The 18,079-nt window shown below is 36.1% G+C and carries 17 protein-coding genes and 1 pseudogene; 10 read left to right on the top strand and 8 right to left on the bottom strand.

What is annotated here, in order from left to right; translation table 11 throughout:
- On the top strand, positions 1-474 hold a 474-nt coding region (locus PSF16_RS12995), incomplete at its 5' end, for a hypothetical protein (RefSeq protein ID WP_272689383.1).
- Between the two features lie 24 nt (positions 475-498).
- On the top strand, positions 499-1,140 hold the full coding sequence (locus PSF16_RS13000) for a recombinase family protein (protein ID WP_272689384.1): 642 nt from the start codon (positions 499-501) through the stop codon (positions 1,138-1,140).
- A gap of 19 nt (positions 1,141-1,159) precedes the next feature.
- Here the strand turns inward: PSF16_RS13000 and PSF16_RS13005 are convergent, their stop codons facing one another.
- Positions 1,160-1,828, bottom strand: coding sequence for a hypothetical protein (locus tag PSF16_RS13005; RefSeq protein ID WP_272689385.1), 669 nt, complete (start codon positions 1,826-1,828; stop codon positions 1,160-1,162).
- A gap of 17 nt (positions 1,829-1,845) precedes the next feature.
- Complete coding sequence (locus PSF16_RS13010; RefSeq protein WP_272689386.1) at positions 1,846-2,043, bottom strand: hypothetical protein; 198 nt, start codon at positions 2,041-2,043, stop codon at positions 1,846-1,848.
- A 183-nt stretch (positions 2,044-2,226) separates the two neighbouring features.
- Between PSF16_RS13010 and PSF16_RS13015 the strand changes: the two genes are divergently transcribed.
- From PSF16_RS13015 to PSF16_RS13025, 3 genes are all read left to right on the top strand, one after another.
- On the top strand, positions 2,227-2,490 hold the full coding sequence (locus tag PSF16_RS13015) for a helix-turn-helix domain-containing protein (protein WP_272689387.1): 264 nt from the start codon (positions 2,227-2,229) through the stop codon (positions 2,488-2,490).
- A 61-nt stretch (positions 2,491-2,551) separates the two neighbouring features.
- Entirely contained in the window at positions 2,552-5,533 is a 2,982-nt protein-coding gene (locus tag PSF16_RS13020) for a DEAD/DEAH box helicase (protein ID WP_272689388.1), read from the top strand.
- A gap of 413 nt (positions 5,534-5,946) precedes the next feature.
- Positions 5,947-6,465, top strand: a complete 519-nt coding sequence (locus tag PSF16_RS13025) for a hypothetical protein (RefSeq protein ID WP_272689389.1) — start codon at positions 5,947-5,949, stop codon at positions 6,463-6,465.
- 84 nt (positions 6,466-6,549) lie between these two features.
- On the opposite strand, the gene PSF16_RS13030 is transcribed toward PSF16_RS13025, so the two are convergent.
- From PSF16_RS13030 to rhlE, 5 genes and pseudogenes are all read right to left on the bottom strand, one after another.
- On the bottom strand, positions 6,550-8,004 hold the full coding sequence (locus PSF16_RS13030; RefSeq protein WP_272689390.1) for a primase-helicase family protein: 1,455 nt from the start codon (positions 8,002-8,004) through the stop codon (positions 6,550-6,552).
- Between the two features lie 216 nt (positions 8,005-8,220).
- Positions 8,221-9,153, bottom strand: coding sequence for a tRNA dihydrouridine(16) synthase DusC (gene dusC / locus PSF16_RS13035; RefSeq protein WP_272689391.1), 933 nt, complete (start codon positions 9,151-9,153; stop codon positions 8,221-8,223).
- 37 nt (positions 9,154-9,190) lie between these two features.
- Complete coding sequence (locus PSF16_RS13040) at positions 9,191-10,042, bottom strand: hypothetical protein (RefSeq protein WP_272689392.1); 852 nt, start codon at positions 10,040-10,042, stop codon at positions 9,191-9,193.
- Between the two features lie 134 nt (positions 10,043-10,176).
- Positions 10,177-10,467, bottom strand: a pseudogene (locus tag PSF16_RS13045) (tRNA-dihydrouridine synthase); the annotation flags it as partial.
- Positions 10,467-11,816 carry an ATP-dependent RNA helicase RhlE gene (gene rhlE, locus PSF16_RS13050; protein WP_272689393.1) on the bottom strand — a complete coding sequence of 450 codons (1,350 nt, stop codon included), beginning with the start codon at positions 11,814-11,816 and terminating at the stop codon, positions 10,467-10,469. The gene rhlE and the pseudogene PSF16_RS13045, both read right to left, overlap by 1 nt.
- A 290-nt stretch (positions 11,817-12,106) precedes the next feature.
- Here rhlE and cecR point away from each other — a divergent pair, with 290 nt between their 5' ends.
- The 5 genes from cecR to PSF16_RS13075 all read left to right on the top strand — a co-directional run bounded on the left by cecR (position 12,107) and on the right by PSF16_RS13075 (position 17,862).
- Positions 12,107-12,805 carry a transcriptional regulator CecR gene (gene cecR, locus PSF16_RS13055; protein WP_006660166.1) on the top strand — a complete coding sequence of 233 codons (699 nt, stop codon included), beginning with the start codon at positions 12,107-12,109 and terminating at the stop codon, positions 12,803-12,805.
- A gap of 66 nt (positions 12,806-12,871) precedes the next feature.
- Positions 12,872-13,864, top strand: a complete 993-nt coding sequence (gene hlyD / locus PSF16_RS13060; RefSeq protein WP_006660167.1) for a secretion protein HlyD — start codon at positions 12,872-12,874, stop codon at positions 13,862-13,864.
- 8 nt (positions 13,865-13,872) lie between these two features.
- Positions 13,873-15,612, top strand: coding sequence for an ATP-binding cassette domain-containing protein (locus PSF16_RS13065; RefSeq protein ID WP_006662283.1), 1,740 nt, complete (start codon positions 13,873-13,875; stop codon positions 15,610-15,612).
- Positions 15,609-16,748: an ABC transporter permease gene (locus tag PSF16_RS13070; protein WP_272689394.1), complete on the top strand. Its 1,140-nt coding sequence runs from the start codon at positions 15,609-15,611 to the stop codon at positions 16,746-16,748. The genes PSF16_RS13065 and PSF16_RS13070 overlap by 4 nt, the downstream gene beginning before the upstream one ends.
- 7 nt (positions 16,749-16,755) lie before the next feature.
- Positions 16,756-17,862 (top strand): ABC transporter permease, encoded by a 1,107-nt coding sequence (locus PSF16_RS13075; RefSeq protein WP_006662285.1) that lies wholly within the window; start codon positions 16,756-16,758, stop codon positions 17,860-17,862.
- An 80-nt stretch (positions 17,863-17,942) separates the two neighbouring features.
- Here the strand turns inward: PSF16_RS13075 and PSF16_RS13080 are convergent.
- On the bottom strand, positions 17,943-18,079 hold a 137-nt coding region (locus PSF16_RS13080; RefSeq protein WP_272689395.1), incomplete at its 5' end, for a Bax inhibitor-1 family protein.

Consider the following 18,079-nt stretch of genomic DNA (forward strand, 5'->3'; position numbering starts at 1 on the left):
GCCGCAATAGCAAATGAATTAAGCGCATCAGAAAACGAAAAGAAAAATATTGAAAATAAAATAAAAGAATTAGACTTAAATTTGTTATCAAACAATAGAGAAGAAACAATAAAAAAATGGAAAGAAATTAAATTAGGCTTAAACTCCTATAATGAAGAAAACATTTTAAAACTCAGGGAGTTAATCAGATCCTCGATAAAGTATATATACGTATTCCAGCATGGGGTTTGGCCGAAAAAAGAATTAAAAGTCACACCAGCAGGAAAAGAATACTATGTACATAATGATATTTTTCATATACAAATAACATTTAAAAACGGAATTCGAAAAATGATTGAATTAGACGATAACATAGATGATACAGAAGTAAATACAAATAATAGGACAATAACTAAAAATGGTATTTTATATCCATCTGATGAATACACCAAAATGTTAGAAGATAAAATCAGAATGAATATTTCAAAAAAATAAAAATTAAAATTAATAGGATATATAATGACAGTTTATGCTTACACCAGAGTATCTAAAGCAGACAATGAATATGGAACTACCGATAATCAGATTTCAATAATAGAGTCTCAGCTAAAAATAGATCATATTTATTCTGACATTAACATTTCAGGATCTACACCATTTAATAAAAGACCAGAAGCTCAAAAGATGGTTTCTCTCTTAAAATCTGGTGATGTAATAGTGATAGCAAAGTTAGATAGAGGCTTCAGGGATACGGCTGATTGTTTGAATACGATCAAATGGTTAAAACAAAAGAATATAACGTTAAAGATACTAGACATTGCATTAGATGTATCTACACCTATTGGTGAAATGATACTCACTATAATGGCTTCGGTTGCAACTTTTGAAAGAAAACGAATAGCAGAACGCATCAAAGATGGTTTTAGCTATGGCAAATCAGCAGGTAAAAAATATGGTTATAATAATGAAAAAATAAAAGCTGGTATATTAAAAAGGTCAATAGAAAGAAAAAAATCCACGCAGATTCGATATGATATAATAAAAAAACACCTTAAAGAAAAAATATCAAATAAATCATCTGAACGTATCATGCTTGACTATTTATCTTCTATTGACATTAGAATATCCAGAAGCACATTGAGAAAAATATTAGAGCGTTAATTATATTTTATCATGCTCATCAATATCTAGTTCCTGCGATTAAGAGATCGCACATAGTTCTCATTCTAGGATCATTAATTTGGCTCTCAAGATCATCTGATGTGTAATTCCACATAGCAGTATATATATTATCTCGATATTTAGTAAATTCAGAAGCTTGACCATTTTTTATTGCTTCTTTTTTTAAGATATTCATCAGATCAATCATTGTTGCGTCAGTACATCTTAGTACATACGACGATCTATTCATATCCTGATATTGTGTCGAATATTTTATTCCACCTAAATTTGCGTACTTTCCTGTAAATTCATGAATTTTTAATTTACCATTGTTTTTAGTATTTTGAGGCTTTGTTTCATTTTTGTCATTAAGTTTAGCTGAACCATTATAATTGGATAAGTATTTAATTCTATCCGAATACGATATGATTAGATCATCAACTGTAGTAGACTTATTCCTTATATCTTTTATCCATAACCTTTGAGATTTCGTTAAGTTCTTATCTTTTTTAGCTTCATACAATGAAGCCATGCTTGAATCTAAACTATTCAAAACATCATTAGCACAGATCATTTTTTCTATTGATGTAGATGCTTTATCACAATCAAAGCTTGCACTACTAGCTTTAAAACTGAAAAGTGTCATAACCAACAAAGCTAGCGTAAACGATTTTCGCTGTTTATTCATAAATACACTCACCTCATTCAAACATCTATTCTAAAATAAAGACCAAACAATTCATTATAGCCAAATTTTATTGAGCCTATGTCAAACCCTTTTGTACTAAGTGCGCCAATAAACAGCCCGATAGTGATAGTAAGACCAATGACCGCAAAAATATTTTTCATGAAATTATAAAATTTGTAATCATCTGGATCGCCTTTGTCATCCCAATCATTCATATCTTCTATTCCTATACAATTTTTGTTCTATGTCTATCGAGTAACACCAGTTACTCGATAGACAACACATAACTAATACAACATCACTAGTTTTAACTCGTAAGACAATACTAAGTAATCCTTAGTAAAATGTATACAGAAAACTAAGAGAATCTTAGTCAAATGCTTTTGACTGAGATTTATATGATCACTAAAAGACTAAAAGAAGCACGTTTAAGAGCAGGTTTATCACAAGAAAAACTTGGGATTTTGGCTGGCATTGATGAGGCTTCGGCCAGCGCACGCATGAATCAGTATGAAAAAGGTAAACATACCCCTGATTTCAATACAGTACAAAAATTTGCTAAAGTACTTGATATACCTGTACCATATTTTTACACTGATGACGATTTGCTTGCAGAAATTATTATTAGTTACAAACCACCAGCAGAAAGTAATAAAAAATAATTTATTTACAGTATAAAAAAATAATTTAAACATTAATTCTTTATTATATAACGAGGTATTAATGAAAGAGCAAACTATACAGTTTGATAAAGGCGAAATAACATATTTACCTATAAATGAATTATCTAAAAACTCGTCTTGTGATGATATTTATCTTAGCTGGTTAAAAAACAACTTTAGCTATCTAGAAAAAAATAAACATCAAGATGGCCTTAGACCCCCACAAATCGGTGCTTTATTTTCAGCCCTAGGTTATTTAAAAACCAATTCAAATGAAGCTGCAACAATTGTAATGCCAACTGGAACTGGAAAAACAGAAACGATGTTATCATTAGTAGTTGCAGGGCATTTCAAAAAAACATTAATAATAGTACCATCAGATGCTTTACGGCAACAAACTAAAAGTAAGTTTGTAAACCTAGGCTATGTCCGAACTTTTAAATTAGTACCTGATGATATACTTAACCCTCGGGTAATGATTATAAATGGTGCTGCAAAAAATAAAAAAGATATTGAGCTACTACAAACTGCTAATGTTATTATCACAACTGTAGCATCTCTCAATTTGTTTACTAAAGATCCTTTGCAATTTGTAATCAATAACTGTACTCATCTTATTGTAGACGAAGCCCATCATATTGAAGCAGATAAATGGGCTAAAATTAAATCATATTTTTCTGATAAACCCGTTTTCCAGTTTACAGCAACTCCATTTAGAAGCGATGGGAAAAGAGTTGATGGTAGAGTTATATATGAATACCCTATAGAGCAAGCACAAAAAGATGGGTATTTCAAAGCAATAGAGTTTCACCCTGTAAGGGAGTTTGATGAAAGTAAATCAGATTTAGCAATAGCTAATGAAGCTATAAATTTATTAAAAAAAGATTTGAAAAATAATTTAGACCATATATTAATGGTTAGAGTTAATTCAACTAAAAGAGCAGACGAAGTATTTGAAATATATAAAAAGCACAAAAGCCTAAATCCTATTGTTGTACATACAAAAGTACCTAATTATAAAAATATAATAGCCGATATAAAATCAAAGAAGCATAGAATTATTGTATGTGTTAATATGTTAGGCGAAGGCTTCGATCTTCCTGAATTAAAAATAGCTGCAATACATGATACTCATAAAGGTATTAATATCACCCTACAATTTACAGGCCGATTTACACGTCAAAGAGATGATTTAGGTAACGCTAAATTTGTTGCAAATATAGCGGAGCAGAAAGTCAACGAAGCAATTGAATCTTTATACAAAGAAGACTCTGACTGGAATAAAATAATTAGGACTATTGGAGAAATAAAGGTATCAGAAGTTATTGAAAGTCAAAAATTTAAAGATGAATTTGATTACACCAAAACCAAATTGCTAGATTTAGGTCTAAGCCCAAAAGTAAGTACAGTTATATACAAGACAAAAAATTCAGAATGGGAACCTAAAAACTTCATAAAGATAATAAATAAATCTAATTATCTCGTAGATAAAACAATTAATAAAGAAGAAACAATATTAATTTTCTCATTAAAGACATATAACAAAGTTAATTGGAGTTTTTCTGAAGATTTAATGGATATCATCTGGGAATTATATATTGTTTATTTTGACAAGGCTAATAAACTACTTTATATTCACTCATCAGGCCAAGATACCAATATATCTAGACTTGCAAAATTCATTACTGAAGATCCTACATTAATATCAGGTGATAAAATATTTAGAACCATGTATGGAATAAAAAGAATGAAATTACAAAACGTTGGCCTTAATAAAGCAAGTAAAAATTTAAGATTTATGATGTATACTGGTTCAGATACAAAAGAAGCTATACCTGAGCTAATAACCAAAAGAGCCATAAAATCTAACATTTTTTCCAAAGGATTTGAAAATGGTATTCCAGTAACTTTAGGTTGTTCACACAAAGGTAAAATTTGGTCTATGACCTCAGATTCAGTTCATAATTGGATACGCTGGTGTAATCATATAGGAAAAAAAATACTTGATGATAGTATTGATACTAATGATATTTTAAAAACAGCAATGCAATCTGAAACTATCAATAAATTCCCATCAAACTTAATAGCTTTAAACATAGACTGGCCAATTGAATTAATTAGAAAGTCTCATTACAGTAGTGTTTATTTAATAATTGATGGTACTGAATACAGTATTCATGATTGTGAACTTCAATTAATATCAGAACGCATGTCTGGTAAAGACATAATATTTAACCTCAGCATAGATAATTTATCCTACCCTATTAAATTTTCACTAACAGACCACTATAAATTCACATCAAAAAATAATATAACGTTACAATTAAATAATAAATACTCTGAAAACTTATGTGAATATTTTGATAGACTCCCACCTTCTATATTTCTTTCTGACACTTCAATGATTGAAGGAAATCAACGATTTTATTGTGACGAAAACTATCAAGTACCAATTGATATTAGTAAATTTGAAGGTTGGAAATGGGAAAAAATTAATTTATCTAAAGAATCACAACGTGATGAGCGTAGAAAAGATTCAATTCAATATTATACAATTCAGAAGATATTTTCAGACTATGATATTATATTTGATGATGACGGAGCTGGCGAATCTGCTGATATAGTTGCGTTTAAAATTATTGATGAAATAACTGTTGTGATTGATTTCTTTCACTGTAAGTATTGCCCTGAAAATAAACAGCCATCCTCTAGGGTAGATGATATTTATCAGGTGTCAGGCCAGGCCATGAAGGGAATAAAATGGATTAACGATTTAGATGAACTTTATATTCATTTAAAACATAGAGAAAATTTAAAAATAAAACAAGGAAAACCATCAAGATTTGATAAAGGAACAATAAAAGATTTAAATTTGTTTTTTAAGAGAGCTTCGCTATCTAAAGTTAGAACAAGTTTTTTTATAGTCCAACCTGCTATTTCCATTAATAAACTAACTGAAGATGTTAAATGTATTTTAGGTGCGACAGAAATATATATAAAAGAAACAACAGGTTCTTCATTAAAAATTATAACTAGTTACTAGCTAATATAAGATTTGGTATAAAAAGTTCATTTTTTAGTTATAAGAATGAACTTTTTTGGTATAAGTTTAAATTTAATATATTGTTTTTATTATAAAATAAAGCCTTTTAATATTAGTTAAAATTCAGGATGTAACCATTTTGTATCCTGAATTATTTTTGTAATTCGTCCCTCATAACAAAAATGCGAGCTTGCTCGCCGCACCTCGTGCGTCAATCAAACTCTTGGCGTGGCAAAGTTTTGCCCTCGTTAACAGGTTTATTAAAATAACGGCTAGCGCCGTTGGGCTGAAGCCCAAATCTATTTTATACCATCTTTTATAACCAGTATAAATATTAGTAACTAATAACTAATAACTAATAACTAATAACTAATAACTAATAACTAATAACTAATAACTAATAAGGTTTTTTTATGTTAATTAAAAAAAATCCAAGTTCTAATCCTGAAATCAAAATTAATTACAATCTAACTAGTTTCTATGTAGAAGCCAGAAATACTGAAACTAGAACTCACCAAAAGAAAATTGAAATAGTATATGCTAAATCCTATAATGAAATACCATCTATTCATAGAAAATCTATAGACTTTAACTCTCAACAAAAAATAATAAGTAAAATGGAAATAATCTCTCCAAAGTTTTGGATAATTATTAAAGATAAATATAAAAATGCTATCATTGCTGTTGGTGAGCATTATGCTGCTATCTCTTGGTTGAAAACCACTCGATCAAGACAGTTGATTTTTTCTAAAATTAAACGAGCAAATAAATTTGAATTCACGGTTTCTTTTAAAAATGGAAGTTTAAATGCACCTAAAATAGTTTCAGATAAGAATGAAATAATAAACTCTACAATTGAAGATTTAAGCAAAAAATTTGGTTATACAGAGGTATACAGTCAGTTTATGAAGTTTTTTGATAATTACTCATAATGACTTATTTTTAATAAGAATCAGACCAAAAAATAGAATCATAATATATTATTTCTTAGTCTGATTAAGATGAAAAATCTCTCACTAAACAATCAAAATTTTCTCCAAATCATTTGGCACCAATTCCAACTGATCATTTAATGGGCACCATTCAATATCAAAGCCCATTACCTCTTCAAATTTTGATCTTATTGAGTTCATTATATTTTCCTTAAAGGGAATAATGAACTCATATGTACTGCCTTCGGATGTTCTTTTTCTTTTTTTCTTAAACCCTAATTTATTTAATAATTTACCTAAAGCTATATTATTTATTAGTTCTTTTTTTACGCCATAAATTTGTGCTAAATTCAGGGTTTGTTTATAAATCATAGCCCAATCTTTATTTTGAATAAAAACCTCATTAAATGAGTTTTCATCATTTAATATGTGATATAAAATTTGTTCAGAACCACTAAATGAATACATTTTTACACTATTTAACTCATGTGTTTTTGGTGCAACTCTTGGATTAAAATTTTCAATATTTATTTTTTTTAAATAGCCAAATAGCTTTTCGGCACCACCATTTTTTTCCCAAGCATAGTATTTATCAAATTTGTCAATAGATTGTTTATTACTCTCAGGTACATCAATATATAAGTACCTCCGTTCATCTTTTTCAAACCGAATAATATTTTCTCTATTTGACGCCATAACAATTCTAATATAATTATCTACAAAATAAGTATCGAAACCTTTTCTTTCTATTCTTAATTTATCTTCAGTGATTAACCCTTTTAAAATATCAGTCGCTTGGTTTGTACCTGCAAATGCCTCATCAAAAAAAACCATCAATTTGTTTTCTAATACCGCATTAAAATTACTACTAATATCTTTGCTATTTGTAGAATGCATGTAATGAACGCCAAATATTGATGAAAAAGGCTTCATCAATGATCCTTTACCATAACCTTGACCAGATCTCATAACTATTGCAACACCAGGTTTTTCTTCTGGTTTTTGTATTGCATGAGCAAACCAATTAATTAAGTAATCTATTTTAGCTGTTTCGTTATTACAAATCACCGTAACGAGCTCTAACCATGGCAATATATCACTTTCTTGACTAGGCTCTGGCTTTATTCCGAACCCTTGATAGATATTGAAAACTTGATTATTAATACTTAACGGCTCCTTTTTAGGATCAAATTCTATGCCATTAAGTGCCGCTCTTTTTCTCTGAGAGCATAGCCAAACTTTTGTATATGATTTTAAAAGCTTCCCACCATCCTTCATAGTAATAACACAATTTATATGAGAATAGAGCCGCTCAAAATCGCGATAAGGGTGATATTCGATCTCTTTTTGATTGTTTTTATCGAAAACCCTTAGTATTGCACTTTTTCCACTCAACGATATTGTAACTGATTGATGTATACTCTTAACATAATACTCTAATAATTCAATGTTTTCCCTTGTATTATCCTCAATGAAAATTGGAAGAATCGAATTATTGATTATTCTTTCATCATTATCTTCAGCTTTACCCTTACTCATAACGCTCTCATTTATTTGTATATGTTTGAACAATGGTGCCGCTCAATTATAAGAGTTACTAAACCCAATATAATCTATGGATAGGTGGAAAGAAACAAAATAAACAAAATTATTCATTAAAATTAGCAACTTAAAAATCCACAGATAAAAAACGACATATTAAATTCACTGGAATTTAAAGACATCTATGGAATTTTGATATCCAAATTGATTTTCTCATATAGATTGGATAATTTGTGCTATATCTTTTGACGTTTTTAATTGTCTAATTTCCGTAAAAAGTTCCGATGCCTCACTATACTCTTTACGTAAATAACCTAACCATTGTTTGATACGAGCAACATGATACAAGCCAGTATCACCTTGTTTTTCTAACTGTACGTATTTTTGCAATAATTTAACTACATCAAACCAATTCATTTTAGGCTCATTATATTTCACTACTCGGCTAAGATTTGGAATGTTTAATGCCCCTCTTCCTAACATTACGGCATCACAACCTGTAATTTCTAAACACTTTTGAGAACTTGAGTAATCCCAAATTTCGCCATTTGCAATAACAGGAATTGTTAACCTTTTACGAATTTCGCAGATAGCTTGCCAATTAATACGTTCAGCTTTGTAACCATCCTCTTTTGTACGCCCATGAACCGTAAGTTCCGTTGCACCAGCCTGCTCAACAGCATCTGCTATTTCAAACTTTGGTTCATTAGAATCCCATCCTAAACGTATCTTTACTGTTACAGGGAGCTCGCTAGGAACAGCCTCACGTATTGCTTTAGTCGCTTTGTATATTAGCTCAGGGTCTTTGAGTAATGTAGCTCCACCACCACTTCCATTCACCACTTTTGACGGACAGCCGCAATTCAAATCGACGCCATATGAACCTAGCTCTATAGCTCTAGCCGCATTTTCAGCCAACCATTCAGGAAACTGTCCAAGTAACTGAATACGCACTAACGTTCCTGATAGTGTACAACTTTTATTATATAGTTCAGGGCAAATCCGATAAAAGGATTTAACTGGAAGTAACTGATCTACAACACGTAAAAATTCAGTAATACATAAGTCATAGTCATTTACTTCACTTAAAATTTCTCTAACTAAAGAGTCAAGAACGCCTTCCATTGGAGCTAGTAATACACGCATAGGTCTCTCATAAAACACTACATATTTAAAATTTTAATTATTCGGTAAAATTATATCTTCTCAACATCAAATAATTCAAATTAGCACACCAAATTACAGGCTTACCTGAAGATGCATAATAGCAATCACCGATAATTAGAGCATGACAACCAGCCAATGAGTCTAGTGAATCTTCAATCTTAAAATATTCTTTAAAATCTTGTTCAATCTCAGGATTTATCGCAATACTCAAACCAGAGCTAATATTTCCAGCATTTAACCAAATTTTTCCGTCTTTAGTCTGTCTAGCATCACTGATAAAACCCCAAAATATTCTTTTCTGCTCATTTAGCCAAGGTTTTACATCAGCAAAATTAACAAATAACTGGTTTGCTACTTGCGGTAAACCTACAGAAATCTCATCTTTAATAATAATTTTTTGGTCTGAAGAATATAATTTATCTGAGCGAACTAATTTATATAACACATTTTTCAATGTCATATGAGCAGGAAAACTTAGTCCGCCACCATTTTTTACTTGTTCACTTGTACGTTGCTGACCTGTAGCAATATGTTCTTCTGCATCTATTTTCTTTACATCTACAGTATAATTTTTTTCTTGGCCTAAGTTTAAAACAATCCCGCTATCTAAATCTGCTGCTGGTACACTACCGCCGCCGTCGCCTTCACCGATAACTTCATATGCTGTCGATAGAGAACAATTTTCTTCATGGTGAGCACAAAAATGAGGCGAGTTGTTTCCATAGCTGGATTTTCGAAACCATGCATTTCCATTGCATTCAGTACAAACAAGACTTCTACGCATGAGCTGAAGTCTTTCACTTGATAGTTTATAAAAATTTTCAGCTTCCCAAACTTGATTGTCTTGAGTACATAAAGCTGTATCCATAAAACCTCCAGTTTTTACTTATATCAAACAGTAAGACTTAGAGTTCCTAATATAGCAAACATTAGGAAGATTTATACTGTTATCAAAAATTTATAAAAAGGAGGTTTGCGTTTATCCTACATAAACTTTGTCCACCCACAATTGAGATCTACCCCCCAAGAACCGAGCTCTACCGCGCGGTTGGCATTTTCAGCCAACCACTCGGGATACTGACCTAACAACTGCACTCTCACTAATGTTCCCGAGGGTGTTCGGCTGCCATACTGGAGCTCCGGACATAGCCGATAAAACGTTTTTGCAGGCAGTAATGTATCTACAACTCGTACAAATTCTGTGATGCACAAGTCGTAGTCATTCACCTCACTCAATAAACGGCGAACCAGAGAATCAAGTACCCCTTCCATCGGAGCGAGCAGTACACGCATTAGCTTTCACTACGCCCTTGTCTAACACGCTTCTGAGCGCTTTTCCATGGAGAACCAGCTGATTCAGATTGACCTTTACCCGCGCTTGTATTTGGACGACGAGGACGACTATGACCTTTATTGCTATTACTTCGCTCACCACCACGGTTATCTGGAGAACGACGGTCATTGCGCTGAGAAGGCTTTTGAATCGGCTCAGCTTTGATTGATGGGTTTGGTTCATACCCTTCAATCGCCATTAATGGAATAGATTTTTTCAGTAATTTTTCAATATCTTTCAGCAACTTAGCCTCATCGATACACACTAAAGAAACCGCCATACCCGTTGCTTCCGCGCGCCCAGTACGACCAATACGGTGAACATAATCTTCAGCCACATTAGGCAACTCAAAGTTAACTACATAAGGCAGTTGTTCAATATCCAAACCACGGGCAGCGATATCTGTCGCCACGAGTACACGGATATCTCCCGATTTAAAATCAGCTAAAGCGCGAGTACGAGCTCCTTGGCTCTTATTTCCATGAATTGCCGCTGCTTTTACGCCATCTTTATTTAAATGTTCCGCTAAACGGTTAGCACCATGCTTAGTACGCGTGAACACCAAGACTTGTTGCCAATTCTCGCGCCCAATCATAAATGACAGTAATTCTGCTTTACGATTTTTATCCACTAAATGGACATATTGGGTCACTTGTTCAGACGCAGAGTTACGCGGTGCCACTTCAATCGATACAGGGTTATTCAGCAATTTACTCGCCAACTGTTTAATCTCATCAGAGAACGTTGCAGAAAACAGAAGGTTTTGGCGCTTTTTAGGTAATTTAGTGATCACGCGACGAATGTCGTGAATAAAGCCCATATCCAGCATACGGTCAGCTTCATCCAAAACGAAAACTTCGACTTGAGAAAGATCCACTGCATTTTGGTGCTCCAGATCCAACAAACGACCCGGTGTTGCGATCAGGACATCCACTCCACCACGCAACTTCATCATTTGGGGATTAATGCTCACACCACCAAACACAACAAATGAGCGAATTTTCAAATGGCGGCTATATTCTTTTACGTTTTCAGCCACTTGAGCTGCAAGCTCACGAGTTGGAGTTAAAATCAATGCACGGATAGGACGGCGGTTATTGCCCCGAGGATTGTCTACCAATTTTTGCAAAATAGGTAAGGTAAAACCGGCTGTTTTACCGGTACCAGTTTGAGCACTGGCTAATAAGTCTTTACCCGCTAGAACAGCAGGAATAGCTTGTTGTTGAATAGGCGTAGGACTTTCATAGCCTAATTCATTAATGGCACGCAAGATTTCCTCGTTTAACGCGAGGTCTGAAAAACTAGTCAAATTAATTACTCCGGGCTCCACCGCTTCAATATATTGGGCAGCTCTAGGGGGGAAGGTTTGATATTCAATAGAAGAAAAGCGCAAACTGCCATGCGATACCCAAAAATTCTACCATCATTTGACCGCGATAAATATATTAATTTAGATTGATGAATAAACTAATACAAAATCTGCTTTATATAGTATATATACGTACACAAAACTAAAGATACATCTGTTTTCATCCTGAATAATGAACAAATGCCAACTAAGAGCATGTTAAAAATTTATTTAATTCTGAATCAAAAGGAATGTTTATGAACACAAATTCATCGCCAACATTGCGTGGAGAGAGCGCTAAGCTCCAACTTCTTCTCGCTGCCGCAGACGTTTATGGAGAACAAGGCATTGATGGGGCTACCACTCGCCAAATTGCCCAAGCATCAGGGCAAAACATCGCTGCAATTTCATATTATTTCGGTTCAAAAGAAGGGCTTTATCTGGCGGTTGCTCAGCAAATTGCAAACAATATCAAGGAGAGCTTTGAGGAAAGTATTAATAAAATCGATTACTTTATTAGCCAGCCAGCAGAGTTACAAATTCCTGAAGAAGCACTCGAACTCTTAAAAAACACCATTATTTCTTATAATTTTTTCCAACTTAAAAAAGAAAATCTCAGTTTTTCACGTATCCTTGCTCGCGAACAACTCAACCCAACTGAAGCCTATGGTTTAATTCATGAGCAGGCTTTGGGTCCTATCCATTCACGGCTTAACCGCTTAGTTTCTATCTATATCGGCGCTGATCCAAACGACTTAGCAACATTAATTCACACTCATGCCATTTTAGGTGAAACACTTTCTTTCCGTATTGCGAGAGAAACACTACTGAGGCAAACGGGCTGGAAACACATCAATGAGAATGAATTTAAAATTATTAATCAGGTTCTTATTGAACACATCGATATCTTATTATTGGGGTTACGGCATCGCCAACAATCAGAAAAGTGATATGATATATAGATAAAACTAAATCATAATCTTGAGTAATGAGTTTACCCGTCACTAAGGTTAGTTATGAACACAAAACGCCGCACACAAGTTCTTTTACTGATTATTCTGCTGATTGCCGCCATTTCAGGGGGCTATTACTATCAATCGCTTCAGGACAAAACATTCGCTCTATATGGTAATGTGGATGTGCGTACCGTTAACCTCAGCTTCCGTGTCGGTGGTAAACTCGCCTCTTTAGAGGTTGATGAAGGGGCGCAAGTCAAAGCTGGACAGTTACTTGGAAAATTAGATGACGCTCCTTACATCAATGCCTTAAATAAAGCCAAAGGGCTCCGTGACAGTGCCAAAGCACAATTAGCACTTAAAGAAAAAGGCTATCGCACCCAAGAAATCGCCCAAGTTGAAGCTGAAGTTGCCCAGCGCCAAGCTGCTTGGCAATATGCGGACAATTTTTATAAGCGCCAACAGGGCTTAGCTGCCCAAAAACTGATATCTGCCAATGATCTGGATAATGCTAAAAATAACCGTAATCAAACGCTTGCCGCACTGAAAGCATCCCAAGATAAACTTAATCAATATCAAAGTGGATTTCGCCAAGAAGAGATAGCCGCAGCACGAGGAGAATGGCTACAGGCAGAAGCGGCTGTTGCTCAAGCGGAACTCGACCTTGCCGATACTCAGTTACTGGCTCCTTCTGATGGTACTGTATTAACCCGAGCCATCGAGCCAGGTACCATTATAGGCTCCGGTAATACCGTTTTTAGCGTAACCTTAACCCACCCTGTTTGGGTTCGCGCCTATGTTAGCGAAGCACATTTAGGCGATGCCGTACCCGGTAGTAAAGTTTTGTTATTTACCGATAGCCAACCCAATACGCCCTATCATGGCACTATTGGCTTTGTTTCCCCCACTGCCGAATTCACTCCAAAAAGCGTACAAACTCCGGATTTACGCACTGATTTAGTGTATCGCTTACGCATTATTGTCGATGATCCAAATGATAAACTTCGTCAAGGGATGCCCGTTACCGTTCAATTTGCGGCTCCTCAACAGTAGGGCGCATTATGGCTCAGCAACATATCATTTCGTTAAATTGTGTTGAGAAACATTTTGCCGGACTGGATACCCCTGCCGTTGAAAGCTTAACGACTGAAATTCATGGTGGTTCAGTCACCGGATTAGTCGGGCCTGATGGCGCAGGCAAAACCACACTGATGCGTATGCTTGCTGGGTTACTTAAGCCAGATTCAGGGCAAATTAGTTTAATGGGGTTAGATCCTATCCGAGATAGCATTGAGGTACGAGCTAACCTCGGCTACATGCCGCAAAAATTTGGGTTATATGAAGATTTAACTGTTCAAGAGAACCTTGATTTATATGCAGATCTTCGAGGTGTCGTTGGTGAAGAGCGCCAACAAACCTATCAACAATTACTGACATTCACTAGCCTCGAACCTTTTACTCAGCGTCTTGCTGGTAAGCTGTCAGGGGGAATGAAACAAAAATTGGGGCTTGCCTGTACTCTATTAGGTAAACCCAAAGTGTTACTTTTGGATGAACCCGGCGTTGGTGTTGACCCTATTGCCAGACGAGAACTTTGGCAAATGGTGCACACCTTAGCAGATGAAGGTATGTTGATCCTTTGGAGTACCTCGTATCTGGACGAAGCAGAGCAATGCAAAGAAGTCCTTCTGCTCAACGAAGGCAAGCTACTCTATAGCGGAAAACCGGAGCAGCTGACGCAGAAGATGGTGGGTCGTTCATTTTTACTCGAAGTGCCCGCCACCCAAAAACGTACCATTCTACAAAATGCATTAGTCTTGCCAGAAACCACAGATGGCGTAATTCAAGGGCGTTATATTCGATTAATTTTAAAACCCCAAGCCTCTCAACAGAGCTTACTTCAAGCGTTGAAAATGGATCATCAAACGCTTATTGAAGCCGAGCCTCGCTTTGAAGATGCCTTTATTGATCTCTTGGGTGGCGGTCCATCCCATCGTTCCGAACTCGCGGCTATCGTGCCACAAATTCCGCCAGCACCTAATGAAACGGTGATAGAAGCTCGCAATCTGACCAAAAAATTTGGGGATTTCGCAGCCACTGATACTGTCAATTTCCAAGTCAAACGGGGAGAGATTTTTGGGCTATTGGGACCGAATGGTGCAGGTAAATCTACTACGTTTAAAATGATGTGTGGGCTCATGAAACCCACCGATGGGCAAGCATTAGTGCTTGGGATGGATTTAAAAACCAGCTCAAATAAAGCTCGCCAACATCTCGGGTATATGGCGCAAAAATTTTCCCTCTATGGCAACCTCAAGGTCGGGCAAAACTTAAAATTCTTCTCCGGTGTATACGGTCTACATCATAAACAGCAAACCACCAAAATGCAGGAAATGATCAACGCCTTTAATTTTACGCCAATTATTAGCCAAATTACCGACTCCTTACCTCTCGGTTATAAACAGCGACTCGCCCTCGCCTGCTCCTTGATGCATGAGCCAGATATTCTCTTTTTAGATGAACCCACGTCTGGTGTAGACCCGCTAACTCGCCGAGAATTTTGGTTACATATCAATGGGATGGTGGATAAAGGTGTAACCGTGATGGTCACAACCCACTTTATGGATGAGGCGGAATACTGTGACCGTATAGGGCTCGTTTATCATGGTAAAATCATTGCAGCGGGCACACCCGATGAATTGAAGCAGCAAGTTGCTAGCACTAAAAACCCCAATCCTTCCATGGAAGATGCTTTTATTGAATTGATTTTTAACTACGATAAACAGCAGGAGGCGCAATGAGTACTACCGCTTCAGGTTTTTCATGGCGTCGGCTAAAAGCACTCTGCTGGAAAGAGAGCAAACAGATTGTTCGTGATCCCAGCAGCGCATTGATAGCCATTGTTATCCCGCTGATGCTGCTGTTTATTTTTGGTTATGGAATTAATCTCGACTCCAGTAAATTACGCGTTGGTATCTTGATGGATCAACAAAGCCAACCCGCTCGTGAATTAGTGGATACCTTTACAGGGTCGCCTTTTATTGATGCCACTATCAGTAATAACCGCAACTTATTGATTAATAAAATGCAGGCCGGAGAAATTCGCGGCATCGTGGTGATCCCCGTTAATTTTGCAGAGCAACTTTTGCGTCCCGATGGACATGCGGCAATTCAAGTGATTACCGATGGGAGCGAACCCAATACTGCCAATTTTGTTCAAGCCTATACCAAAGGGGTATGGCATACATGGCTTATCCAACAAGGTGAAAATCAAGGATACCCAACTGACCCACTGATCGAACTTAATATGCGCTATTGGTTTAATGAAGCGGCATTAAGCCAGCATTTTATTATTCCAGGCGCAATTAGTATTATCATGACTGTTGTCGGTGCGATATTAACGTCATTGGTTATTGCTCGAGAATGGGAGCGCGGTACGATGGAAGCGCTGCTTTCCACCCAAATTACCCGCACTGAGTTACTACTTTCTAAATTATTGCCTTACCAGCTTCTCGGCTCCTTTGTCATGGTGCTGTGTATGCTGGTGACAACCTTGATATTGGATATTCCGTATCGTGGCTCTTTATTAATTTTATTTGTGATCACCAGCTTATATTTAGCAACCGCGTTAGGCATGGGATTACTCATTTCCACTATTACTCGCAATCAATTTAATGCGGCAATGGTGGCACTAAATGCCGCGTTCTTACCTGCGATTATGCTTTCTGGATTTATTTTCGAAATCGATAGTATGCCGGCATTTATTCAAGTCGTGACCTATTTCATTCCGGCTCGCTACTTTGTGAGTAGCCTGCAAACCTTGTTTTTAGCGGGGGATATCTACTTGGTATTATTGACTGATTTCTTACTGCTGATTGCCTCAGCCATATTATTCATCGGCTTAACGGCGTTGAAAACGCGCCGTCGTTTGGATTGAGGTTCCTATGTTTTATCGCCTTTACACCTTAATTATGAAAGAGTTGCAATCGTTATTACAGGAAAAACAGACTCGTATTATTTTGATCATGCCAGTCATTTTCCAGATGATTCTCTTTCCGCTGGCAGCAACCTTAGAAGTCACGAATACCACCATTGCCATTTTTGACCAAGATAGCGGTGAGCACTCTATTGAACTCACCCAACGGCTAGCCAAAGCGAGTGCATTTTCTCATGTTCTTTTGCTAAAAAATGAAGCGGAGATCCGCGATACGATCAATAACCGTAAAGCCCTATTGGTCGTCCGTTTTAATCAAAATTTCAGTGCAGATATTGCCAGTCATCACACCGCTAATATGATGCTACTACTCGATGGTCGAAACTCAAATAGCGCGCAAATTGCCGCGAACTATATTGAGCAAATCGTCACGCAATACCAGCAGGAGCTCACGCAAACACAGCTGAAGCCCAATAATAGTGAGCTGATAGTCCGCAATTGGTATAACCCAAATCTAGATTATAAATGGTTTATCGTGCCATCGTTGGTCGCGCTGATTACGACGATTGGGGTTCTTATCGTAACCTCGCTGTCAATTGCGAGAGAGCGTGAACAAGGTACTCTAGATCAATTATTGGTTTCCCCTCTCACGACATGGCAAATCTTTATTGGTAAGGCAATCCCGGCTTTAGTCGTTGCCACCGCACAAGCTACCTTAGTGTTAGTGATTGGGATCTTTTGCTATAAAATCCCGTTTGCTGGTTCACTATTACTGTTCTACGGTACGATGATCTTTTATGGCTTATCGCTGGTGGGGTTTGGTTTGTTGATCTCTGCATTATGTTCGACACAGCAGCAAGCGTTCATCGGGGTATTTGTGTTTATGATGCCAGCAGTGTTGCTATCGGGTTATATCTCACCTGTCGAGAATATGCCTGTTTGGCTGCAAGACATTACATGGATTAACCCGATTCGCCATTTCACGGATATTACCAAGCAGATCTACCTCAAAGATGCCGACTTCTCGGTGATATTTCATAGCCTATGGCCACTTCTGATTATTTTCCTAGTCACCAGTACCCTAGCCTATTATCTATTTCGCAAAAAAATCGCGTAATAACCAGATAGAAGCCATAAAAAACCCCGCAACAACTGAGTTATTGCGGGGTTTCGTGTTTCAATCTGTTCAACTAACGATTAACGGCGATCACCAAAAATACGCAGTAACATTAAGAACAGGTTGATGAAGTCTAAGTACAGAGATAACGCACCCATAATTGAGTATTTACGCATATTTTCTCTGTCATCTTGGTTGATCTGCTCACCCATTTCTT

Origin of the sequence: Providencia sp. PROV033 (genome assembly GCF_028484855.1) — a bacterium.
Classification (GTDB): domain Bacteria; phylum Pseudomonadota; class Gammaproteobacteria; order Enterobacterales; family Enterobacteriaceae; genus Providencia; species Providencia alcalifaciens.